The sequence below is a fragment of the Brenneria roseae subsp. americana genome, assembly GCF_003115815.1.
GTDB classification, from domain to species: Bacteria; Pseudomonadota; Gammaproteobacteria; order Enterobacterales; family Enterobacteriaceae; genus Brenneria; species Brenneria roseae.
The window spans coordinates 247,466-272,004 of the sequence record NZ_QDKJ01000004.1 but is presented as its reverse complement, the minus strand read 5'-3'; the positions used below and the strand labels follow the sequence as shown (position 1 = coordinate 272,004).

At 53.6% G+C, this 24,539-nt stretch carries 20 protein-coding genes; 5 read left to right on the top strand and 15 right to left on the bottom strand.

The window, feature by feature from the left end; genetic code table 11:
• Nucleotides 1–94: 94 nt before the first annotated feature.
• From B4923_RS07090 to modE, 9 genes are all read right to left on the bottom strand, one after another.
• A complete protein-coding gene (locus B4923_RS07090; RefSeq protein ID WP_109053655.1) occupies nt 95–3,232 on the bottom strand; it encodes an efflux RND transporter permease subunit in 3,138 nt (1,045 codons plus the stop codon).
• On the bottom strand, nt 3,229–4,746 hold the full coding sequence (locus tag B4923_RS07085) for an efflux RND transporter periplasmic adaptor subunit (protein ID WP_109053654.1): 1,518 nt from the start codon (nt 4,744–4,746) through the stop codon (nt 3,229–3,231). Before B4923_RS07085 ends, B4923_RS07090 begins: the two co-directional genes overlap by 4 nt.
• On the bottom strand, nt 4,743–6,002 hold the full coding sequence (locus B4923_RS07080; RefSeq protein ID WP_109053653.1) for a TolC family protein: 1,260 nt from the start codon (nt 6,000–6,002) through the stop codon (nt 4,743–4,745). The genes B4923_RS07085 and B4923_RS07080 overlap by 4 nt, the downstream gene beginning before the upstream one ends.
• Nucleotides 6,003–6,017: 15 nt before the next feature.
• Complete coding sequence (locus tag B4923_RS07075) at nt 6,018–6,362, bottom strand: copper-binding protein (protein ID WP_109053652.1); 345 nt, start codon at nt 6,360–6,362, stop codon at nt 6,018–6,020.
• A 76-nt stretch (nt 6,363–6,438) separates the two neighbouring features.
• Nucleotides 6,439–6,885: a hypothetical protein gene (locus B4923_RS07070; protein WP_109053651.1), complete on the bottom strand. Its 447-nt coding sequence runs from the start codon at nt 6,883–6,885 to the stop codon at nt 6,439–6,441.
• Nucleotides 6,886–7,126: 241 nt separating this feature from the next.
• On the bottom strand, nt 7,127–8,173 hold the full coding sequence (gene galM, locus B4923_RS07065; protein WP_109053650.1) for a galactose-1-epimerase: 1,047 nt from the start codon (nt 8,171–8,173) through the stop codon (nt 7,127–7,129).
• Nucleotides 8,174–8,233: 60 nt separating this feature from the next.
• Nucleotides 8,234–9,250 carry a UDP-glucose 4-epimerase GalE gene (gene galE / locus B4923_RS07060; RefSeq protein WP_109053649.1) on the bottom strand — a complete coding sequence of 339 codons (1,017 nt, stop codon included), beginning with the start codon at nt 9,248–9,250 and terminating at the stop codon, nt 8,234–8,236.
• A 162-nt stretch (nt 9,251–9,412) separates the two neighbouring features.
• A complete protein-coding gene (gene modF / locus B4923_RS07055) occupies nt 9,413–10,927 on the bottom strand; it encodes a molybdate ABC transporter ATP-binding protein ModF (RefSeq protein ID WP_109053648.1) in 1,515 nt (504 codons plus the stop codon).
• 83 nt (nt 10,928–11,010) lie between these two features.
• Nucleotides 11,011–11,802, bottom strand: coding sequence for a molybdenum-dependent transcriptional regulator (gene modE / locus B4923_RS07050; RefSeq protein WP_109053647.1), 792 nt, complete (start codon nt 11,800–11,802; stop codon nt 11,011–11,013).
• 205 nt (nt 11,803–12,007) lie between these two features.
• Here modE and B4923_RS07045 point away from each other — a divergent pair, with 205 nt between their 5' ends.
• The 4 genes from B4923_RS07045 to modC all read left to right on the top strand — a co-directional run bounded on the left by B4923_RS07045 (nt 12,008) and on the right by modC (nt 14,837).
• A complete protein-coding gene (locus B4923_RS07045) occupies nt 12,008–12,166 on the top strand; it encodes an AcrZ family multidrug efflux pump-associated protein (RefSeq protein ID WP_109053646.1) in 159 nt (52 codons plus the stop codon).
• Between the two features lie 150 nt (nt 12,167–12,316).
• Entirely contained in the window at nt 12,317–13,090 is a 774-nt protein-coding gene (modA, locus tag B4923_RS07040) for a molybdate ABC transporter substrate-binding protein (RefSeq protein WP_109053645.1), read from the top strand.
• On the top strand, nt 13,090–13,779 hold the full coding sequence (gene modB / locus B4923_RS07035) for a molybdate ABC transporter permease subunit (protein WP_109053644.1): 690 nt from the start codon (nt 13,090–13,092) through the stop codon (nt 13,777–13,779). Before modA ends, modB begins: the two co-directional genes overlap by 1 nt.
• Nucleotides 13,779–14,837, top strand: a complete 1,059-nt coding sequence (gene modC, locus B4923_RS07030) for a molybdenum ABC transporter ATP-binding protein ModC (RefSeq protein ID WP_109053643.1) — start codon at nt 13,779–13,781, stop codon at nt 14,835–14,837. Before modB ends, modC begins: the two co-directional genes overlap by 1 nt.
• Nucleotides 14,838–15,010: 173 nt before the next feature.
• Here the strand turns inward: modC and B4923_RS07025 are convergent, their stop codons facing one another.
• The gene (locus tag B4923_RS07025) at nt 15,011–15,832 is read right to left on the bottom strand and encodes a pyridoxal phosphatase (protein WP_109053642.1); all 822 of its coding nucleotides are present in this window, start codon (nt 15,830–15,832) and stop codon (nt 15,011–15,013) included.
• Between the two features lie 158 nt (nt 15,833–15,990).
• Here B4923_RS07025 and pgl point away from each other — a divergent pair, with 158 nt between their 5' ends.
• Complete coding sequence (gene pgl / locus B4923_RS07020) at nt 15,991–16,989, top strand: 6-phosphogluconolactonase (protein WP_109053641.1); 999 nt, start codon at nt 15,991–15,993, stop codon at nt 16,987–16,989.
• A gap of 46 nt (nt 16,990–17,035) precedes the next feature.
• Here the strand turns inward: pgl and B4923_RS07015 are convergent, their stop codons facing one another.
• The 5 genes from B4923_RS07015 to fdnG form a co-directional block, all read right to left on the bottom strand.
• Nucleotides 17,036–18,286: an LVIVD repeat-containing protein gene (locus B4923_RS07015; protein ID WP_109053640.1), complete on the bottom strand. Its 1,251-nt coding sequence runs from the start codon at nt 18,284–18,286 to the stop codon at nt 17,036–17,038.
• Nucleotides 18,287–18,298: 12 nt separating this feature from the next.
• Nucleotides 18,299–19,375: a sugar ABC transporter substrate-binding protein gene (locus tag B4923_RS07010; protein ID WP_109053639.1), complete on the bottom strand. Its 1,077-nt coding sequence runs from the start codon at nt 19,373–19,375 to the stop codon at nt 18,299–18,301.
• A 299-nt stretch (nt 19,376–19,674) separates the two neighbouring features.
• Complete coding sequence (gene fdnI / locus B4923_RS07005) at nt 19,675–20,316, bottom strand: formate dehydrogenase-N subunit gamma (RefSeq protein WP_109053638.1); 642 nt, start codon at nt 20,314–20,316, stop codon at nt 19,675–19,677.
• Entirely contained in the window at nt 20,309–21,202 is an 894-nt protein-coding gene (fdxH, locus tag B4923_RS07000) for a formate dehydrogenase subunit beta (protein WP_109053637.1), read from the bottom strand. Before fdxH ends, fdnI begins: the two co-directional genes overlap by 8 nt.
• Before the next feature lie 12 nt (nt 21,203–21,214).
• Nucleotides 21,215–24,262: a formate dehydrogenase-N subunit alpha gene (fdnG, locus tag B4923_RS06995; protein WP_109053636.1), complete on the bottom strand. Its 3,048-nt coding sequence runs from the start codon at nt 24,260–24,262 to the stop codon at nt 21,215–21,217.
• Nucleotides 24,263–24,539 lie beyond the last annotated feature (277 nt).

Genomic DNA, 24,539 nt, shown 5'->3' with positions numbered 1-24,539 from the left:
TCATTATAGGGGCGGAGAACGGTTATCGGCAATCGATAGTCGATGACGGGCGTGATTTATCCGCACTATATTTGCTCAAAATCACGCTCTTGCTTTACCGTTTCAGCGTATCCGAATCATCCTTGTGCAATAAAAGGTAAACCGCCGGGATGACCAGCATGGAAAGCAGCGGTGCGCTTACCATACCACCGATCATCGGGGCGGCAATCCGTTGCATAATCTCCGAACCGCTGCCGCCTCCCCACATGATGGGTAACAGACCCGCCATGATGGTGGCGACAGTCATCATTTTGGGGCGAACACGCAGTACCGCACCTTCGTGAATGGCGTCCATCAACTGCTGTCGGGATAACGGCTGCCCGGCTATGCGGTGTTTTTCCACCGCATGATTGAGATACAACAACATAATGACGCCAAACTCAGCCGAGACGCCCGCCAGAGCAATAAAGCCGACGGCGCCAGCCACAGAAAGATTATAGCCAAGAATATACAGTAACCAGACTCCGCCGATCAGTGCGAAGGGCAGGGTCGCCATAATCAACAGGGCATCTTTCACCCGTTTGAACGTCATGTACAACAGCACAAAAATAATCAGCAGCGTGAAGGGCACGACGATTTTCATTTTTTCCGTCGCACGTTCGAGATACTCAAACTGCCCGGACCAACTGAGCGAGACGCCTTCTGGCAGTGTTACCTGTTGTGCGACGACCTGCTGCATTTCTTCGACGGCAGATTTCAAATCGCGGCCGCGTAGATCCACATAAATCCAGTCAGACAGCCGCCCGTTTTCGCTTTTCAGCATCGGCGGTCCTTCGCTGACGCGGATATCGGCCAGTTCTGCCAGTGTGACGCGTGCGCCACTCTCCGTGATAACGGGTAAATCACGCAGTTTTTCCAGCGAATCCCGCAACTCGCGTGGGTAGCGGAGATTGATGGGGTAGCGCTGACGGCCCTCAATGGTTTCACCGATATTCTGTCCGCCAATCAAGGTCGATACCATAGACTGCAATTCATCGACGGAAACGCCGTAGCGAGCGGCCCGCAGGCGGTCGATATCAATATCGATATAGCGCCCCCCCGCCAACCGCTCAGCTAGCGCCGACGTTACGCCGGGAACATTTTTCACCACCTGTTCGATCTGAGCGGCAATACGTTCGATGTCCTGTAAATTATTGCCGTTCACCTTGATACCGACCGGGCTTTTAATGCCGGTCGCCAACATATCCAGACGGTTACGAATCGGCGGCACCCAAACGTTGGCGATGCCCGGCAGATTGACGGTTTGATCCAACTCGGCAACCAGCTTATCCATGGTCATACCAGGACGCCACCGATCGCGGGGTTTCAACCGGATCGTACTTTCCAGCATGGTCAGCGGTGCCGGATCGGTCGCGGTTTCCGCCCGGCCGGCTTTACCGAAAACGGATTCGACCTCAGGTACGGTTTTGATCAGCCGATCGGTTTGTTGCAGCAGGCGCGCAGCTTCACGGGCGGAAATTCCGGGCAACGTCGAGGGCATATACAGTAGATCTCCCTCGTCCAGCGGCGGCATGAATTCGCTGCCGAGACGCCCCAAAGGAAACAGCGTAAACAGGAGTAACAGACCTGAAATCAGCAGCGTGGCCTTGGGATGGCTCAGCACGCGTTGCAGGATTGGGTGATAGGCGTTGATTAGCCAGCGGTTCAGCGGGTTGGCCTGCTCATCGGGGATTTTCCCCCGCACAAAATATCCCATCAGCACCGGAATCAGCGTAATGCCGAGTCCGGCGGCAACCGCCATGGCGTAAGTTTTGGTAAACGCCAGCGGTGAAAACATGCGGCCTTCCTGTGCTTCCAGCGAGAAGACCGGCACAAAGGACAGCGTGATAATCAGCAGGCTGCAAAACAACGCCGGGCCAACTTCGACTGCGGCTCTTTCAGCCAGGCGCCACCAATCACGTTCCTGTGGTTCCTCTCCCGGGTGATCGTGACGCCACTGCTCAACGACTTTATGCATATTCTCTATCATCACGATCGCCGCATCCACCATTGCGCCAATAGCGATGGCGATACCGCCCAGCGACATGATGTTGGCGTTGACGCCCTGATACCGCATGATGATAAACGCGCCCAGGATCCCCAGCGGCAAACTGATGATCGCCACCAGCGCCGAGCGGAAATGGAACAGGAACAGGGCGCAGATGACGGCAACGACGGCAAACTCTTCCAGCAACTTATGGCTGAGCGTTTCGATCGCGTGTTCAATCAACTGAGAGCGATCGTATGTCGTCACAATTTCTACCCCGGCGGGCAGGCTTTTTTGAATTTCCTGTAACCGGGCTTTCACGGCATGCAGGGTATCCAGCGCATTTTTGCCTGAGCGCAACACAATAATGCCGCCGGCCACTTCGCCTTCGCCATTCAATTCGGCAATGCCGCGCCGCATTTCCGGTCCTTCGCGCAGGGTGGCGACATCTTGTAACAAGACCGGTATGCCATTACGCATGGTAATGACGACATGATTAAAGTCCTGCGCATTTTTCAGGTAGCCGGAGGTGCGAACCATGTATTCAGCTTCACCCAGCTCCAGCACCGAACCGCCGCTTTCCTGGTTGGCGGCCTGTATGGCGGTAATAATCTGCTGGTGGGTAATGTTTTGTGTGCGCATTCTCTCCGGATCGACGATTACCTGATACTGCTTCACCATGCCGCCGACGCTGGCGATTTCTGCCACATTAGGGATGGTTTTCAATTCGAACTTCAACAACCAGTCCTGTATGCCGCGCAGATCGGCCAGACTATGCTTACCGCTGCGATCGACAAGGGCATATTCGTAGATCCAACCGACGCCGGTGGCATCCGGCCCCAGCGACGTTTTGGCCTCCGCGGGCAGGCTGGACTGCACCTGACTGAGATATTCCAACACGCGGGAGCGCGCCCAATAAGGATCGGTGCCGTCTTCAAACAGAATATAAACGTAGGCGTCGCCGAACATGGAGAAACCACGCACCGTTTTGGCGCCCGGTACGGACAGCATGGTGGTGGTCAGCGGATAGGTGACCTGATTTTCGACAACCTGCGGTGCTTTCCCCGGATAGCTGACGCGAATAATCACCTGCACGTCAGACAGATCGGGCAGGGCATCCAGCGGGGTTTTCTGCAACGAGGTTATGCCCCAGGCGGCCATCAACAATGCCGCCAGCAGCACTAACAGCCGGTTTTGCAATGACCAGCGGATGATATAGGCAATCATTGGTGGCCTCCATGCCCGGTTTGGGGTACGTCAAGCGGGGAGATATCCTGAATATGAATGCCGCTGTCGTCCATGCTGAAACTGAAGCGAACTTTACTGTTGATATTGACGCCCTGAGGCAATCCGCTCTTCGGCAGGGTGAAATCCATCGTCATGGGCGACCAGTTCAACGCCGGAACGGCATCATGTTCGATGGTGATCTGGTCGCCGTTGACGGCTTTGATCGTCCCCTGCGTTTGATAGGCGTCTTTTGGCGGTGCAGCAGTTTCCTCTCCTGCGGATTGCGATGACTCCGCCTGATTAGCTTCGTCAAACTGTGATAGCGAACTGCGCAGACTGGCTTCGGAATCAATCAGGAATTGGCCCGATGTCACCACGCTCTCGCCCTCTTTCAGCCCGGCAACGACTTCGGTCCAACCGTTCTGTGTCGTCCCCACCGTCACTATTCGTGGCGTAAAGTGGCCGTCGCCCTCGTTGATCAGTACCCGGTTGTGACTGCCGCTGACCAGCAAAGCTTGTTGAGGGATCATCAGCATCGGCTGTGGAAGCTGGCTGGCAAGCTGGACGGTTAGGTACATCCCCGGTTTTAACTGTTGCTGGGGATTTTCCAGTACGACGCGGGCTTTCAACGTGCGGGTGTCGCTGTCTAGCAGCGGAAGCAATTCACTGATTTTCCCGTGGAACGTTTGTCCGGGCCAGGCGTTGCTACTGGCGGTTATCTCGCTGCCGACGCTTAACCGCGCCGCCTGTGCTTCGGGATAGTCTACTTCGACCCAGACAGGGTTCAGACTCGCCAGTTCAAACAAGGGCTGGGCTGGCGTTAGCTGCATGCCGACACGGACTTCAAGCTTGTTGACGTAACCGGATTCCGGCGCGGTAATGACCATTCTGGCCTGCGGTTTACCGCTGCGTTCAACCTGGCGGATAACGGTGTCTGGCATAAATTGCAGGGAAAGCCGACGGCGGGCAGCCTGTGTCAGCGCATCATCGCCGAGTTGCCGAACCGCCAGATATTCCTGCTGCGCCGCGGCCCAGGCCGGATTCCACAGCGTTGCCAGCGTTTCCCCTTTTTTGACCTGTTGTTGCAACGCGCTGACATTGAGCTGTTCGACGATACCGCCGCTGGGGGCAACCAAGGTGCGTAATCCCCGTTCGTTGAGCGTGACGGTGCCGTAGCCGGACGTCTGGGTATTGACGGTGCGAATTTCTGCGCGTGCGGTACGGACGCCAAGATTTTGCTGCTGGCGGGCGCTGATAGTGACGCCGCCATCGTTCTGTACCTCGTCGGCATAACGAGGCACAAGCTGCATATCCATAAACGGTGATTTGCCGGGCTGGTCAAAGCGCTTATCGGGCACCATGGGATCGTACCAGTACAATACCGGGCGTTCTGTGTTAGCTGATGGAGAGGCTGGCGATGTTGATGCCGCCTGGTGTTGACCCCAGAGATAGCCGACACCGATAGCACCGACGATCGCCAGCGCGATCAAGCTGAGAGCGAAGGATTTTTTCATGGCAAAGGTTTTCCCTGTGGTGTCAGATAGCGAATGGCCGCCCAGAACTGTGCCATTTCCCGTGCGGCGGCTTGTGCGGCAATATTGCTTTCGAGCAGCGAGCGTCGGGCTTCCAGAACGCTGGCAAGGCTACTGCTGCCGGATTGATATTGCGCCTGAATCAGCTTGCTGCGCTGCTGTTGGAGGGGCAGAACCTCGTTATGCTGCCGCTGCCAGCGTGATTGGGCAGCCTGATATTGCGCGATCAGCGTATCGAGCTGTACCTGATGCTCCCGGGCTGCCAGTAGCACGTTGTCGCGAGCTTCCTGCGTTCGTGCTACATCCGCGGCGTAGTCTTTATCCTGCCGTTTGGATTGAAACAGAGGCAGATCGACCGTTACCATCACGCCTGCCATATCGTCATAGTCATTGCCCCGCTTGGCGTAATAAACCTCCACCCCCACATCGGGGATCGCCGCAACGGCCGATTGCGCCGAACGAGCCTGAGCGAGCTCGGCCTCACGCTGCGCCTGTTGCATTTCCGGGTGTTGGTGCAGGTTTTTACTCAGTTCCTCCGGTGATGCCGGCAGCCGTTCAAAGCGCGGAAGCGCGCCCCGCACATTGATATCAGACAGACCGGTAAGCCGTGTGATCATGACCCGGGCAATCTGTACATCCCGTTCTGCATCGGCCAGACGATCTTTCATCGCTGCCAGCGTTAACCTGGCATCCAGCACGCTGCTGGCTTCACCGCCTGCTGCCACGCTCGCTTGCTGCAAGGCAATTTGTCGTTCGCTTTCGGCAACCAGCGATTTCACGTCTTTCAGGGATTGTTGTGACAGAGCCAGTTCGAGCCAGGCCTGTGCGGTATCCCGTTGCAGGCGGGCGCGAAGGGTTTCGCTGTTGCTGCGCAGGCTGTCGGCTTCCACGCGGAAAGCTTGTGCTTTGCTTTCCCGTTTACTGCTGCTGACATAGGTTTGCATAACACCGATACGTTGCATGGTCATCCCTTCACGCGTCAGTCGGCTGCCGTTGTTTCCACCCAAAGGCAGGTTCTCGACGCCGAATCGAAGCTGTGGATCGGGAAGTTGTGTCGCGGAGTCGGCCATGTTTTGTAGCGCGCTAATCTGGTGTTGGTTGGCGGACAGCTCGGCAGAATAACGTTCCGCCGCCTGTAATGCCTGATCAAGATCCAGATCTGCCGCAAAGGATGCGGCAGGCAGCCACAGCAGCATGGCCAGACACGCGCCTGAGGCACGATGTTTGGACATATGCATTGGTTCTACCCTCGCTTATTTTTGCTGTGGCGTAATATTGGTCAGTACGTAGCCGTTATCCCGTTGTACAAAACTGAACGCGACGGGCGTATTCGCCGCCAAAGGAACAAACGTGCTCCCGGCAGGCAATTTGAACGCCATGGTCATGGCAGGCCAGTGCAAATCGGCAATCGGGGTATGGGCGATGGTTACGCTGTCGGCGTCCCATTGCTTCACCGTCCCGGTGGCTTGATACGCGTTGTCAGTGGCAGTGGGGGTCGTATCGGACGGCATCATTGAGTGATGCTGATGTTCATTGGCCCATAAGGGAGAAGAAGAGAACAGTAAACCGGTCATCATTGCGACGTAAATGGCACGCATAGTAATAGCTCCATAAAAACGATAAATAACAGTGATTACGCCAGGTTGGCGCAGCGGAGGTTATTAATCGTCCGGGCTATTCTCTAAAGCGGCAGAAACGGATTTCTGCCGGAGGTCCTGCTGCCGGTGGAGAAAACCAGACATCGCTGGTGCAATTTACGGAATAGGGTTGATTGGCAAGAGCCAGTTCATTACTGACCGGGATAGCCAGCAGCGCCAGATTGGCGTAGTCCTGCTTGATGGTGTCTGGGACACAGTGTTTCTCACACAGCGGGGTCTGCTGTTTAACCACTTGGGCCGACATGGCTTCGTCATGGTGATGAGCCCCATGAGAGACGGTCTGCTGCAGATGGGTTTGATGCTGCATGAATGCTGACGTCTGATTGATCGTCAAATCGCATTGGTGACCGGCAATCGCCAACTGCGCATTCAGGAACAGCCAGCATAACGCTAATAGCCATCCCCATCTGCCTTTGGTTCGCAGATGATGAATCATTGATGGCGATAAATACGATGCTGGCATAACGTATCCTTACAGTGAGTCATCGCAGTGTAAGCGCGGAAATCTGACGCGGGCAAGCAGGGAATTGAAGAGATTTGTAAATTGGCGGAGAGATGTTCTGTCAGTGTTATCAATGAGTTAATATTCGCTGATGAATTGCAGGTTTCAGTCTGGAGAAAGTCAGCCGAATTTCCCAGTCACCACGTTAGTAAGTGACTGGGAGAGAAAGGGAAAGCAAGATCCCGGCAACAGATAGGCAGGATTACTGGGTAAAAAACTGATAAGTCGTTTCAGAGCGATACACTTTGCCCGGTTTTAACCAACAGTCCGGCTGCGGCCAGTCTGGATGATTGGGACTGTCCGGCAGGAATTCGCTTTCCAGCGCCATGCCCGCGTGGTTTTCATAGTATCCGCCTTCTCTTGATGGCGTTCCTGATAGAAAATTGCCGCTATAGAGTTGCAGCGCCGGCGCGCTGGTAAAAACACTCATCATCACCCGGCCATCCGATGACCATAAATTGGCCGCCGGGCTCTCACTGGAGCCACAGGTTCTGTGCAGCAGGTAAGCGTGATCGTAACCGCTGACGGCAACCTGATCGTCGTCCCGCAGGAAATCCTGTTCCAGCGTTTTGGGCTGGCGAAAATCCATGCCCGTTTCTTTAACCAGTTTAAGGTCCGCGCAGGGAATGCCCGCGCGGTTTACCGGCAGATAATAGTCGGAAAACAGCTGTAACTGATGTTTGCGTACATCCGTTGGGCTACCGTCGAGATTGAAATAGGCGTGGTTGGTCAGGCATACAGGGCAAATTTTCTCCGTGACGGCCTGATAGGTTATTTCCAGCGCGTTATGTTCAGTCAGACGGTAGCAAACCTGCGCATTGAGGTGGCCGGGGTATCCCTGATCGCCATCTGGTGAGTTCAGTTGATAGGTAACCTGTGTCGCATCCTGGCTGAGGATAGCCCAGCGGCGGGTGTGAAATCCGTCCGGACCGCCGTGTAACTGATGAACGTCCTGATTGGCGATCAGAAGGTATGTTTCATCACCATGACTGAATGTGGCATTGGCGATACGGTTGGCGTATCGTCCAATGGACGCGCCAAGATAAGCACTTTGCTGTGGATACTGCTCTGGCGACGCGCAGCCCAGCAGCACTTCCCGGATTTCGCCACCCGACATGGGGAGCTGGCAGGAAAGCCATGTCGCGCCCCAGTCCATCAGGCAAACGCGCATGCCAGCCAGATTCTGTAAGGTAGTTAATTGAAACGGCTGGCCATCGGGCGCCAGCGCAGAGGTTCTTTCATTCAACATGACCTGCTCCTGTGGGTGGATGCCGGGCAAACATAAGCGGTTGCCTGAACAAGTTATTTTTTAGTCTGGGTAGCCATGAGGATGAGTGGACTGCCAGCGCCAGGTATCCTGCGCCATCTCGTCCAGTGAACGGCTGACCCGCCAATTGAGATCCTGCGCCGCTTTTTCAGCATCGGCCCAATAGGCCGCCAGATCGCCCTGACGACGTGGTGCGAAGTGGTAAGCTAACGGTTTGCCACAGGCTTTGCTGAAAGCTTCAATCACCTGCAATACGCTATAACCAACGCCAGCCCCCAGATTGTAGATATGTACGCCAGCGCGGTTTTGCAGTGCGTTCATGGCAGCGATATGTCCGTCGGCCAGATCGACGACGTGGATGTAATCGCGCACGCCCGTACCGTCTTCCGTTGGGTAGTCATTGCCGAAAATAGCCAGCGACTCCCGACGGCCGACGGCCACCTGGGCGATATAAGGCATCAGATTATTGGGAATACCCTGCGGATCTTCCCCCATCTCACCTGACGGATGCGCACCGACCGGGTTGAAATAACGCAGCAGCGTGATGCTCCAATCGGGTTCGGCATGCTGCAAATCCTGTAGGATTTGCTCCACCATCAGCTTGCTGCGGCCATAAGGGCTGGCTGGATGACCGGTCGGGAAGCTTTCCTTATAAGGGATCTGCGGCTGATCGCCATAAACGGTTGCGGAGGAACTGAAAATCAGATTCTTCACGCCTGCTTTTTTCATTGCTTCAACCAGCGTCAACGTACCGTAGACATTATTATCATAGTAGCTAACAGGCTCGCGGACAGATTCGCCGACCGCTTTCAAGCCGGCAAAATGGATAACCGCATCAATCTCATGGCGGGAAAAGATGTCGTTTAACAATGAGGAGTCGCGGATATCGCCCTGATAGAATTCAGGGTTTTTACCGGTTAATTGCGCTATGGTTTTAACCACGCTGGCTTTGCTGTTGCATAAGTTGTCGAGAATGACGGGCTGGTGCCCAGCAGCTAGTAACTGTACACAGGTATGACTCCCTATGTAACCGCTACCACCAGTGACTAGAACATTCATGTTGACCTCTATTAGGGCGATTAGGCGAAAAATAACATGGCTTCACGCTGAAAAAGGTGATCTATAGCGAAAATAACGCTTGTTATGGATAGTTTTTTTAACAAACCGGTTGAGTGATGAGTATAAGTTATTTTTAGTCAGAGCGGTTTCCTACAGCGTGATTTATTTTGTGGTAGCGTTATCACTCAAGGTTGATGATCTAATATCCATAACGTTATCAATTTGATAGCGATAGATATCGCCGTCGGCGACAAATGTCAGTCTGTGTGTGATGCATTGCGGCGCATCTTCGGCATGGTGAGAAACGAATAGCAATTGTGTATCCCCTTCGCCGATCAAGATATCCAGCCAGCGGCGGACCAGTTGGCGGTTAAGGGGGTCCAGGCCTTGCAATGGTTCATCCAGAATCAACAGGGCAGGGTGTTTTACCAGCGCTCTGGCGACTAACGCCAGACGCTGCTGACCCCAGGATAAGGCCTGGAAAGGGGTATCCGCAATAGCGCCATCAAGGCCCAGTAACGTCAGCCATTGATCGGTGAGTTGGCGCTGACGATCGGAGACCGCCTGATAAATGCCGATGGAATCGAAGAATCCCGATAAAATAACATTGCGTACGCTGACGCTAACCCGGTAATCCAGGTGCAGACTGCTGCTGACATAGCCGATATGACGTTTGATATCCCAGATGGTTTCTCCGCTGCCGCGTTTGCGGCCAAATAGCGTGAGATCGTTGCTGTAGCCCTGGGGATGATCGCCGGTAATCAGGCTCAGCAATGTTGATTTTCCTGCGCCATTCGGACCGACAATCTGCCAGTGCTGGCCGGGCAACACTTCCCAGCTCAATCCATGCAAAATGGGACGATCGTTATACTGGACGACGCCATTACGCAGCGTGATGCGAGGAAGATCGGCGGGCAGCCGGGTATATCTCTGCGGATCTTCCGGTTCGGGGATGGCGCTTCCCGACAGTTTTTCACTGTAGGCCAACTGGGCAATCAGCGCTTCCGAAAGGATCTCCTCGCGTTCACCCACGCGGGTTAACGTACAATCAGCGAGAATACCGACATGATTAATAAAAGGGGGGATATCATCAAACCGGTTCAGGATCAGCACCAGCGTACAACCATGGCTGGCAAGTACCGGTAGCTGTTCGGCAAGCTGTTTGCGTGAGGCGACATCCAGCCCGTCAAACGGTTCATCCAGAATCAGCAGGTCGGGCTGTGGCATCAGCGCCTGACATAGCATTGTTTTGCGTGTTTCACCGGTGGAAAGATACTTGAACCGACGCCCCAGAAGGGGGGCGATACCAAATTGTTCAGCAAGCTGCTGACAACGATTCTGATCTTTCACGCTATCCTGAATAACTTCGGCCGTTGTTCGTCCCGTGTCGTCTTCGTCGGCGCTCAGCATGTCAGTGTTATTGCGTTGCCACTCCTCGGAAACCAGCTTTTGCAACTGTTCAAACGACAGCCGGATAATACGTTGAAAATCGCATGACCGATCGCCTCTCAGTATAGGAAGCTCGCCCGATAACGCACGAGCCAGGGACGATTTTCCGCTGCCGTTTGCCCCAACAAATGCCCAGCACTGATCTTGTTCGAGAGTCAGGTTATCCAGCCGTAGCATGCGAGTGTCACTCAGCCGGAATAATCCTTGCGATATTTTCAACAACGACATTGTTTATCCTTTGTCAGCAGATTAATCATCATTCAGTCAGAATCAGATGAACAGGGGGAGCCTGACGTCGCCACATTGTGGCGTTAGCAGAGCGTGGCCACAATCACCCGATCGGCATTGAAAGAGGCGCTGACATCGGCACCCGGGTGTAGTTGTTCTGCTTCGACGATATCATTTGGAACGGTGGCACACAGCGTTTCACCGCCTGCCAGTGTGATCAGAACTTCGCTATTCTCAGTACCTGTTTCAAGAGTGCTTATCTGCCCGGTGAGAATGTTATCGGCAGGTGTTTTCGGGGCGTCGGCGGCACAGACGTTTATCCAGGGCGCTTTAATCAGCACCAGCACTTCTTTCCCCGCATCAAGGCATAAACGCTCGGCGCTTTGACGGGTAACCAGAGCACTGACCGTCGTTTTGCCATTGGCGAGTAAAATATCCAACTGCTGCTGAACGTTGTGATCGCCACGTGCGAGCACGGTTCCAAAAAACTGATTTCGGGCGCTGGTTTGCAGTGAGAAACGCGCAATGGCTGCTAGCAGACTGTCCAGTGGCAAATCTTCTTGTTGCAGCACGTCGAACGCTTTCTGTTGAATCTGAGCCAGCAAATCGTAAAGCTGGAGCAGGCGCTCACCGTAGCGCGTAACCTGCGCGCCGCCGCCCCCTTTGCCGCCCGTCATCCGTTCCACTACCGTTTGCTCAGCGAGCTGGTTCATCTCGTTAATGGCATCCCATGCGCTTTTATAGCTGATCCCCGCCAGTCTGGCTCCCTGGCTGATGGAGCCGGTATGGCGAATTTGTTTCAGTAGCTCGATACGCCGCGGGTCGGCAAATAAGCGTTGCTGGAGTTTTAAGGTAAGGAGAATTTCAGCCTGCATAGGGAGAGCCCAATGGATGAATAGTTTAATGATTTGTATTGTCGCTATTTTTTTTATCAGGGGCAAATCGCACAAATGGCCGCATTATTTTCTTTCATTACGGTAAACTATTAGTATATCAATGTGACGATGATAGTTTACGGCGAAACTGCGCGCTATATGAGCGACAGAAGTAGCGGTAACCATTGCGATAAGTGAGGTAAGCATGTTGGAGTTGTTAACGAGCCTGCTGTTTGCAGTAGCCATGGTGCCGGTGATGATGGCTGTGATTCTGGGTGCCATTTATGGTTTGGGTGAAGTGTTTAACGTTTTTTCCAAAATCGGCCATTCCGACAGTCAGCAGACCGCTAAAAAACCGCATTAATCGAGTATTTCCCCTCCTGTTTTGATGTCCGGCGTGACGCCGGACGCATCTTCCCAAGATTTCTTTATGTCACTGATAAACTCCATGACATTGTACAATTCTACGTTATAGTATGCCTTACATAACGATGACAAATGTCAGGAGATAGCAATGAAACAGCAATGGTTGAAATGGTTTGCCGCGCTGACAATTAGCGCTGGGATGGTATTGCCGGCAATGGCTGCGGAAGAGAAAGTGACGGTATTTGCCGCGGCTTCACTGACCAACGCCTTGCAGGAAATCGGCGCCCAGTACCAGAAAGATAAGCAGGTTGCCATTGTGGCTTCCTACGCATCCTCTTCGACGTTGGCACGGCAGATCGAGCAAGGGGCGCCTGCCGATCTGTTTATCTCGGCAGATCAGCAATGGATGGACTACGCGCAAGATAAAAATCTGATGGAAAATGACAGCCGTTATACGCTGTTAGGCAATGAACTGGTGGTGATTGCACCAAAATCCAGTGAACATAACGACATTACCATTGATGAGAAAACGGATTGGAAAAGCCTGCTGAAGGGCGGCCACCTGGCCGTTGGCGACCCCGATCATGTTCCGGCAGGTCTCTATGCCAAGGAAGCGCTGCAAAATCTGAAATCATGGGACGAACTTTCTCCGATCATGGCTCGGGCCAATAACGTACGTGCGGCAATGGCGCTGGTTGAGCGCGAAGAAGCGCCGCTGGGTATCGTCTATGGCTCGGATGCGGTGGCCAGCGATAAGGTCAAGGTCATCGGTATGTTCCCGGAAAGCAGCCATAAGCCTGTAGAGTATCCAATGGCGATCGTGAAAGATCATAAAAATGCGGTTGTTAGTGGATTCTATGACTATCTGAAAACGCCAGAAGCGGCAGAGGTATTTAAACGCTACGGATTTACGCCCCGGTAATGATGCTCAGTGATTATGAATGGCAGGCGGTTGAGCTGAGCCTTAAAGTTTCCGTTGTCGCGGTGGTATGCAGCCTACCCTTTGGAATACTGACGGCGTGGATCCTGGTGCGTTGCCGGTTTCCCGGCAAATCGCTGCTGGATAGTATTATCCATTTACCGTTGGTGTTGCCGCCCGTGGTGATTGGCTACCTGCTATTGATAGGCATGGGGCGGCGCGGCGTTATTGGTTCGTGGCTCTATGACTGGTTTGGGTTCAGTTTCAGCTTTAGCTGGCGTGGTGCGGCATTGGCGTCAGCCATTGTCGCGTTTCCCTTGATGGTGCGGGCGATCCGTTTGTCGCTGGACGCGGTGGACACGCACCTCGAGCAAGCAGCAAGGACGCTGGGCGCCTCGCCGTGGCGGGTTTTTTTCACTATCACGTTACCGCTCTCTTTTCCCGGCATTGTGGTTGGCACAGTGCTGGCGTTCGCTCGCTCTTTAGGCGAGTTCGGCGCGACGATTACCTTTGTCTCCAATATTCCTGGCGAAACCCGGACGATACCGTTGGCGATGTATACGCTGATTGAGACGCCGGGTGCGGAAACCGATGCCGCGCGGCTGTGCGTTATTGCGATTGTTTTGTCATTGATGTCGCTGTTGGTGTCGGAGTGGCTGACGACCTGGAGTCGTAAGCGGTTGGGGGGATAATGCTAGAACTTGATTTTAACCAGCAGCTTGGCGCGCTTTCCCTCAGTGTAAAAGCCGATTTGCCCGCGAATGGCATTACCGCGATCTTTGGCGTGTCCGGCGCCGGTAAAACTTCACTGATTAATGCGGTGGTTGGCCTTACGCGGCCTGATTCAGGACGTATTGTGTTAAACGATCATGTGCTGGTCGATACTGAACAGCACATTTTCACCCCTCCTGAAAAACGGCACATCGGCTATGTTTTTCAGGATGCACGCCTGTTCCCCCATTATCGCGTCCGCGGTAATTTATGTTATGGCATGTCCGGCGTGATGAAATCACAGTTTGACGATATTGTCGGGTTGCTCGGTATTGAATCCCTGCTGAATCGCTACCCGATGACGTTATCCGGCGGTGAGAAGCAGCGCGTGGCGATTGGCCGGGCGTTACTCACGGCGCCGGAGCTGTTGCTGATGGATGAGCCGTTGGCATCGCTGGATTTACCCAGAAAACGAGAACTGTTGCCTTATCTGGATCAACTGGCCAAAGAAGTCAATGTTCCCATCCTGTATGTGACCCACAGTATGGAAGAAATTGTCCGGTTGGCGGATAGCGTGCTGGTGTTGGATAAAGGCAAGGTTAAAGCGCAGGGAAGGCTGGAGGAGGTTTGGGCCAGCAGCACGCTACGTCCCTGGTTGCCGCATGATGAACAGAGCAGCATTCTGAACGTTCGACTGCTGGCTCATCATGAACGCTACGCGATGACGGCCTTATCGTTGGGGCAGCAGCAGCTGTGGGTGGGAAAAGTGGATGTGCCGATCGGCTCTACGCTGCGCATCCGCGTCAATGCCGCCGATGTTTCGCTGGTGCTGCAACCGCCAGACGTGAGCAGCATTCGTAATATCCTGCCTGCCACGGTGGCTGAGTTTATTGATGTTGATGGGCAGGTGGAAGTGAAGCTGATTGTGGATAACCAGGTTCTGTGGGCCCGGATTACCCCATGGGCGCGCGACGATTTGGCGCTGCATCCGCAACAGCAGCTTTATGCGCAGGTAAAAAGCGTTTCAATTACGACATAAAAATCCCGATTGTGGATGATAGCGGCACAAGACGTAGTGGCCGATGGTTTCCTCGGCCAAAACTAAGCTGACGGGCTGATGGCGGTAATTTTTGCCGCAACATCCTTCAAATTTTCACAGATATCCAGGCCCATTCCTCAGTATCACCATCTTCGATCTGATTTCCATTCAGACTACGCCAGGATGCGGGTACGAATGACCTCGGCTATGCCGGGTTCTTCATGGTCGCCGATAACCAGATCGGCGCGGGCTTTGATTTCATCCGCGCTGTTGCCCATCGCGACGCCCAGTCCGGCGCCTTCAAGCATACTGATGTCGTTGAAGTTATCCCCAAAGGCGACGACATCTTTCATGCTGATGTCTTGTTCCGCGAGCCACTGTTGCAGCAATTTACCTTTGCTGTTGCCAGTTTGAGCGATATCGACCTGATCCTGCCATGACCACTCGCAGGCAAGTCCGAGTTGCTTTTCCACCGCGCCGGCGAAATCGTTCAGGACCGGAATATCGGCATGGGATGTCGCAAATTTCCAGATAGAATCGGATTCATCGGTTTGTTGAAGCAAATCCTCAACCTGTAGAAAGGAAGGGCGTTGTAATTCCGGCAAGGTAGATGCCCAGGCCTGGGAGCGTGTCACATGCCCGGTGGGGTATTGGTAATACATAGCGTCATCGGCATACATCAGACCGTGGATATCAAACGCTTGCAACATGCTGAGCACGCTTCTGGCCTGAGCGGCAGACAGTGGATTGGTGTGAGACGTTTTGCCCGTCAGATAATCGTAGACATAAGTGCCGTTACAGCAAATCGCCGGGGTATCAAGCTGCAACGCCTGATAAAACGGATGGATGGCCGAATGATGACGTCCGGTCACGATAACGATCTTGATACCTTGTTGGCGGGCCAACGCTAATGCAGAGAGGGATTCCGGCAGAATTTTTTTTTGTCGATCCAGAAGGGTTCCGTCGAGATCGAGTGCAATTACACGATAGGTCATAGTAGTCTCGCAAGGTGTCTGTAGAATAGCGCTATGAGTGATGGTACACCGTAAATCAGGTTGCGCAAAATGTGACTGACAGCGACGGTTCGCTCTAGCCAAAAACGGATGTAATCTGTGACTGAGCAGTAAATTTCGCGTGAATAAAGGAGAGTACGATGCAGCAAGTGGTTTATGTCGCCAGCCCGGAAAGTCAGCAAATCCATGTATGGCAGCTCGGTGCAGAGGGTAATCTGACGTTATTGCAGGTTGTTGATGTTCCGGGACAGGTGCAGCCCATGACAATTGCTCCTGATAAGCGCCATCTGTATGTGGGGGTTCGTCCTGAATTCCGTGTCATCAGCTACCGTATTGATGACCAGGGGCTGCTGACCGATGCAGGGGCTGCAACGCTGCCCGGCAGCCCGACCCACCTTTCTACCGATCTTGCCGGTCGTTTTCTGTTCAGCGCGTCCTATAGCGGAGCCTGCGTCAGCGTGAGTCCCATTGGGGAGAATGGGGTTGCCGGTGAGCCGATCCAACAGTTGGATGGTCTGGAAGGCTGCCACTCGACCAATATCGACCCGACTAATACGGTGCTCTGGGCGCCTTGCCTGAAAGAAGATCGCATTCGTTTATATGATCTGGGGTCGACCGGCGTGCTTAGCGTACATCGTCAGCCAGAAATGACGACGGTCGCAGGGGCCGGACCGCGTCATATGGCATTCCATCCCAATCAACGTTTTGCCTATTGCGTCAACGAACTGGACAGTTCAGTGGATGTTTATCAGCTCGACGCGGCGGACGGCCAATTGCAGAAGATCCAGACGCTGGACGCGATGCCAGCCGGTTTTTCTGATACGCGCTGGGCGGCGGATATTCACATCACGCCCGATGGTCGTTTCCTGTATATCAGCGATCGTACCGCCAGCCTGCTGAGTATTTTCCAGGTATCCGAAGATGGCGGCACTCTGTCTTTGACGGGGCATCAGCCAACGGAAACGCAGCCGCGCGGTTTCAATATCGATCACACTGGCGAGTTCTTGATTTCTGCCGGACAGAAATCACAGCACATCGAAGTGTATCGTATCGATGGCGACAAAGGCGCGCTGCAACCGCTGGCGCGTTATGCCGTTGGACAAGGGCCGATGTGGGTGAGTGTTTTGGCGTTGGATTAAGCGGTCAATTTCAGCCCCGCCACGGGGGCGGGGCTGAAGGTGTGTTTTAACCGCGATACTCAATGATCGACAGGCCCGCGTTGTAATCGGTGCTGTAGACAATGCCTTGGGCATCGACAAAAACATCACAGGATTGAATCACCCGTGGTCTGCCGGGACGCTTATCCACCATTTTTTGTGGAGCGGCAGGCACCAGCGCGCCGGTTTCTTTCGGCTGATAGGGATTACTGATGTCATAAACCCGGACGCCTGCGTTCTGGTAGGTGGCGAAAATCAACGATGAGCTGATGAAGCTGCCGGGGCGATTTTCGTGCAGATTGTGTGGGCCGAAATGCGCGCCTTTCTTCACATAATCGATTTCATCGGGCTGCGGGAAGGTTGAAATACTCACGGGATTGCCCGGGTCGCGAATATCAAAGACCCAGATCAGTTTTTCCCCGTCTTCCTGGTTATCCAGCACCGCTTCATCCAGAACGATGAGCAGATTGCGGTCAGGAAGCGGCAGCGCCGTATGGGTTCCCCCACCAAAAGGCGGGCTCCAGTTCCGATGACTAATCAGCTGAGGCTGGCTGCGATCGCTGACATCCAGTAACGTCAGCCCGCCATCGCGCCAGCTTCCGTAGGCCGTATCGCCGCTGATAATGGCATGATGCAGCGCGTAGCGTTTTCCTTCCGGCCAGTTGGCGACTTCCCCGCCGGCGGTGTGCATGCCGGGTAGCCAATAGCGTCCGGCCACCTGCGGCCGCTGCGGATCGGCGAGATCAATGGTCAGGAAAATATAATCGCTGTAGCCATCCAGCAGGGCGGAAACGTAGGCCCAGCGTCCGCCGACATACCAGATGCGGTGAATGCCAATCCCATCCAGAGACAGAAAGCTGATTTCACGCGGCCTGTCTGGCGTGGAAATATCAAAAATACGCAGCCCCGCGCTCCAGCTTCTGTTCTGCTGTCTGGTACTTACCGTCTCTGCGACGGAGCGGGTGTAATACACTTTTTCTTCGGCAAAGCTGGCATCGGCAAACAGATCTCTGGCATTGACGACCAACAACAGGTCGTCGTGCGCCTGTAGGTGTATGCTCCAGGTTCCGGGTGGTGCGGCGATAAACCCCGCCGGCTTCGGATTTTTGGGGTCGCGCACGTCTACAATCGATACCCCTTGTGAAACCATATGTCCGATGTACGCATAGCCGCGATGAACCATGACCTGTACGCCATCGGGTCTGCCGCCCTGATCGCTGTGTCCAATAAGCCGCATGTTGCGGCTGTAATCAGGGGTTGGCAGGGGACTTGATGCCATAAGTAACTCCTGTTATTTAACCTGTTTGGCTTCCAGTGTAGCAAACCAGGGGGCAATAAAATCATCGGTCTGGCCCCAGCCGGGGATGATTTTCGCTAATCCGGCTACGTTCACCGGACCCGGCTGGCTGGCTAACAAGGCTTGTGGAATGGATGCGGCACGGAACTCGTAAGTCGCCGGGGTCGGTTCGCCTGCAATTTTGTTGGCGACTAAACGCAGGTTCACTTTACCAATCAGTTTAGGGTCCACCGCCACACTGACTTTCCATGGGCTATTGGTTTCCCGCATCAGTTGCAGATCCTGATTGGAAATATCGATGCTGTAGAGTTTGATTTCAGTCCGGCCATTTTCTTTCAATGCCTTATAAGCTCCCTGACTGAATGCATCCCACGTGCCCCAGATTGCATCGATTTTCCCTTTCGGATACTTGGCCAGCACCGCACCGACTTTATTGGCGGTATCGCCCTGAACATCGGAAGACACGGCGCCGATGGATTCCAGCTCTTTGATGCCTGGGTTGGTTTTCAGGATTTGCTGATAGGCTGCCTGGCGACGTTCCATCGGCGGGAAACCGGCAACCCACAGCTTGATGATATTGGCTTCCCCGTTGAAATCCTTAATCAGTTGACCGAACGATTCATTCGTCAGGGAAGCGTCATCCTGTTGGGTCACGGTTACGCCCGGGATATCACCGTTGACGGCGGTATCAAACACGGATACCGCAATGCCGCTGTCGACGATACGTTTGATCAGATCGGTAGAATAAGGATCGCGTCCCTGGGAAAGAATGATGCCATCGTATTTCTGGCTGATGGCCTGATTAACGAAATCCTGAAAACGGGCGTCATCACCATTACTCAGAAAGGTACTGACTTTGAAACCCAGCTTTTTGCCTTCCTCAACGACGCCTGAAACGAATTGCGTCGTATTGTCATCGGAGCCCAGATTACGGATCAGCGCAATGCGGATCGGACCTTCATGCTGCGTCAGAGCTGTTGGAATCGGCGCAATGGCGGTGCTCTGATTGGCGAATGCCGGTAAGGCGGTAACCAGGCTCAGAGCAAGCAGTGCGGGGGTAAATTTTTTCATTATCAGCTCCATTGTGTTCAGTAATAGATGGTGTTCAGGAATAGATGGTGTTCAAAAATAGGTGGTGGTCTCAGCAATATGATATTGCGCTGTCAGTGTCTGACGACGCCATAGCTGTCTTTATGTCTGGATGTCTATTTAAAATAATAACGCATCATAACTGTTAAGCAGCAATGGCGGAATGGGGTAGGTTATGAATTTTGGGTTTAAGTTATAACGATTAGTTTGTAGGGGACATGGGCATGGAAAGCGGCCCGTCAGCGGGCATAATCCTCCCCTTTGCAGGGGAGGAGAAAAGTTCAGGATGACTTCTTGGTTTCTTTTTCTTTCAGGCTGCGGGCCCAGCGAGGGTGATGTTTCTTCGCCCACTGTTCGGAGACTTTGCCTTCAATCATGCCTTTAATGGAACCCTTGACCCAGAACGCCATGTACATGTGAATCAGGATGGCGTGGATCAGTACGATAGCCGCCGCGGCATGGATCAGGATGGCGTAACGCACAATATCAATCGGGAACCGATGCGCGAAATAAGGCCGCCACATAATGACACCGGTAATCAGCAGAACTAACGTCAGTCCCATGATGCTCCAGAACATCAGCTTCTGTCCCGGATTGTATTTGCCCACATCGGACACTTCATGCTCATTGCCTTTCAGCACTTCGATGATATGAAGGAACCAGGGAATATCGCCCCGTTTGGGAATGTTGTGACCGACGAAACGGATAAACATCGGGATCAGGCAGATAACAATCAGTACGCCGAAAAAGGGGTGCATGATTCGGCCCATCTGCGGCGTACCGAATGTTTGCGTCAACCATTGCAAGGTCGGGAAAAACAGGGCGATGCCGGACAGCGCAACCAGGAAAAAGCTGATCACCACAATCCAATGACAGATACGATCGATGAATTTGGTGCGCAAAATCATTTTCTGTTTACTCATGTTTGTCCTCTCCCTCATGTTCGTGCTCTATTTCTTCCGTGTTAGGACCCACACCGACATAGTGGAACATTAACCCGGCAAACGTGGCGACAAACCCCAGTGCGGATAACGGTTTCAGAATCCCCTTCCACAGATTGACCGGCGTGGAAATTTGCGGATTATCCGGCAGATTGTGATACAGCGATGGCCGGTCTGCGTGGTGCAGAACATACATCACATGTGTACCGCCAACGCCCTGCGGATCGTAAAGACCGGCATGTTGATAGCCGCGTTTTTTCAAATCGACCATGCGTTCTTCCGCCAGGTGCTTCATTTCTTCTTTGGTGCCGAAATGAATCGCCCCCGTCGGACAGGTTTTCACACAGGCCGGTTCCTGCCCGACGCTGACCCGATCGACGCACAGCGTACATTTGTAAACGCGGTTATCGTCTTTATTGAGGCGTGGAATATTGAACGGACAACCCGCGATGCAATAACCACAGCCGATGCAGTGCTCGGACTGAAAGTCCACGATACCGTTGGCATACTGAATGACGGCGCCCGCTGACGGACAGGCTTTCAGACAGCCGGGATCGCTACAGTGCATACAGCCATCTTTGCGGATCAGCCACGCCAGACGATCGTTTTCTTCAACTTCGGAAAAACGCATCAGCGTCCAGGATTTGGCGCTCAGGTCGGCCGGGTTGTCATAGACCCCGGTGTTGTGACCGACGTCGTCACGAATATCGTTCCATTCCGAGCACGCGACCTGACAGGCTTTACAGCCAATACAGGTCGTGACGTCGATAAGTTTGGCCACCTCGCTTTTATCGCTGCGTACCTGCGGCGGCGGTGTGAAACTATTGGTGGCCGAACGTTTAATAATATCTTGAGATTGCATTGACATGGTTGGCTACCCTTACACCTTCTCTACATTAACCAAAAACGCTTTGTACTCAGGCGTTTGTGAATTAGCGTCACCGACGCTGGGGGTGAGTGTGTTAGCCAGAAAACCTTTACGGGTGGCGCCCTCAAAACCCCAGTGGCAGGGAATACCAATGGTTTCCACCGCGCGACCGGCGATTTGCAGCGTTTTGATACGCTTGGTCACCACCGCTCTGGCTTTGATGTAGCCGCGCTGACAGGAGATTTTGACCTCGTCGCCTGCTTTGATGCCTTTGCTTTCGGCCAGATGTTCACCAATTTCGATAAATTGTTCTGGCTGTACGATGGCATTGAGTCGTGCGTGTTTGGTCCAATGACGGAACAGCTCGGTAATGGAGTAGGTCGTTGCAACGTAAGGGAAATCTTTCGCTGTTCCCATTGTTTTCGCATCGCGGGCAAACAGGCGCGCCGCCGGACTTGAAACCACGGATGGGTGCAGCGGATTGGTGCCGATTGGGGTTTCAATCGGTTCATAATGCTCAGGGAATGGGCCATCCACCAGTTTGTCCATGGAAAACAGACGCGCAAGCCCCTCCGGCAGCATGATAAACGGCCCGGTGTCTTTACCCGGCGGTACCGTGCTGGCAAAGTCAGGCACATCAATCCCTTGCCATTTCTGACCGTTCCATTCCATCAGTTTACGTTTGCTGTCCCACGGTTTACCTTGCAGATCGGCGGACGCCCGGTTGTATAAAATGCGGCGGTTTTGCGGCCATGCCCATGACCAGTTCGGCGTGCAGCCCAACCCCGCATCCGCATTGTCGCGTTTGTCCATCTGGTTGCCGGATTCGGTCCAGCTACCGGCGTAAATCCAGCAGAAGCTGGAGGTGGTGCCGTCATCGCGCAGTTGGGAGAAATCCGCAAGTTGCTGACCTTTTTTCAGTATCAATTTGCCGCTGTCGTCATAAAGATCCGCCAGCGCCATACCGTTGGCCTCACGCGCGATTTCTTCCGGCGTCGGATCTTCCGGATCCTGATAATTCCAGTTGATATTCATCAATGGGTCCGGGTAAACACCGCCTTCTTCCCGGTAAAGTTCACGCAGACGCATCAGTAATTTGCCGAGAATTTTGCCATCGTGCAGCGCTTCTCCCGGTGGCTCGGCCGCGGCCCAGTGCCATTGCAACCAGCGGCCCGAGTTAGCGATAGAGCCGTTTTCTTCGGCAAAACAGGATGAAGGCAAACGGAAAACTTCTGTCTGGATGGATGAGGTATCGACGTCATTAAACTCGCCGTGGTTTTGCCAGAAAGTCGATGTTTCCGTCACCAGCGGATCGATGATCACCATGAACTTGAGTTTGGATAGCGCTTCGGTCGCTTTATTTTTGTTGGAGAACGCGGCGACGGGGTTAAAGCCCTGAACGATATAACCGTTCATTTTGCCTTCCACCATCAGCTCGGTCTGCGCCATGATGTCGTAACTGCGATCCCACTTGGGTAACCAGTCATAACCCCAGCTGTTCGCGGCCTGAGCATTTTCGCCATAGAAACTCTTCATCATGCTGATAAAGAATTTTGGCGTGTTTTTCCAGTAGTTAACCTGCTCAGGCAGCAGAGCATTCGGCGTGATCTGGCCTAAATATGTCTTCAGGTCGGTCTGCTTTTCGGACGGCAACGGCATATAGCCGGGCAGGTTGGTGGTCAGCAAACCGAGATCGGTATAACCCTGAATGTTGGAGTGACCGCGCAGGGCGTTGATGCCGCCGCCGGGCATGCCAATGTTGCCCAGCAGGAGCTGGATCATGGCGGCGGAGCGGATAATCTGAGCGCCGTTGGTATGGTGTGTCCAACCCAGCGCATACAGGAACGTGGTGGTTTTGTCGGGTACGCAGGTTTCTGCCAGCGTACGGCAGATTTCTTCATAATCTTTCGCCGAGGTGCCGCACAGCGAGGTCACCATTTCCGGCGTATAGCGTTCAACGTGTTTCTTTAACAGATTCCATACGCAGCGCGGATGCGACAAAGTGATATCACGTTTGGCGAAGCCTGATGCATCCAACTCATACTGCCAGCTGGATTTGTCGTACTGGCGGGTCTGTTCGTCATAGCCGCTGAACAGGCCTTCGTCGAAACTGAAATCGTCACGCACTATCAGGCTGGCGCTGGTGTAAGAGACGACATACTCACGATGAATCTTATTGTGTGTGATGAGATAGTTAACGATACCGAGCAGGAATGCGGCATCTGAGCCGGCGCGTATCGGTGCGTACAGATCGGCCACGGCGGCCGAGCGGTTAAAACGCGGGTCAACCACAATCAGTTTCGCATTATTATGCGTTTTGGCTTCAACGGCCCATTTAAAACCGACGGGGTGGGCTTCCGCCGGGTTCCCGCCCATGACAATCACGACATCGGCGTTTTTGATATCGACCCAGTTATTGGTCATGGCCCCGCGACCAAAGGTAGGTGCAAGCGCGGCCACCGTAGGTCCATGGCACAGGCGCGCCTGACAGTCGATGGCGATCATACCCAGCGCCCGGGTAAATTTCTGATCGAGGACGCCAGTTTCGTTGCTGGCAGCGGAGGAGCACAGCATACCGGTCGTCAACCAGCGGTTTACGACGGCCCCACTGGCGTTGGTTTGTTCAAAGTTGGCGTCCCGGTCTGCCTTCATCAACCGGGCAATGCGGTCAATGGCGTCATCCCAACTGATACGTTGCCATTTATCGGAGCCTGGCGCGCGGTATTCAGGGTATTGCAGTCGGTTTTCACTATGAATGTAGTCCACCAGACCTGCGCCTTTGGGACATAGCGAACCACGACTGACCGGGTGGTCGGCATCGCCTTCAATATGGAAAACGGAAGGTTTGGCGTTTTTGGCGCCGTCACCCAGGCTGTACATGAGGATGCCGCAGCCAACAGAACAATAAGTGCAGTTGTTACGCGTCTCTTTAGCGCGTAACAGTTTGTATTGACGTACAGATGCCATTGCTTCCGTCGGTGTAAAACCCAATACCGCGAGAGTGGTTCCCGCCATTCCCCCCGCGCAAACTTTAAAGAAACCTCTTCGATTCAATTGCATTAGTTTCCCTGTTTTATTATGTGTCATTTTTGTTGCGGGCAATTTAACAACACACAAGTTGTGGGTTTTGCGCGAAATCAAAATTTAATCATTTAAGACGCCTGATTGCCCCTTAATAGGTATGATTTATTTGCGCTATATCATGTTATATATAGCGATGGGTTAATGGTTTGTTGAATTTCATATTCATGGATGTAATGCCCTCAATGAAGGGGAGAGTGATGAAATGGAGAAAGAGGGGAAAATAAAAGGCCGAACATCGGTTCGGCCTGGAGAG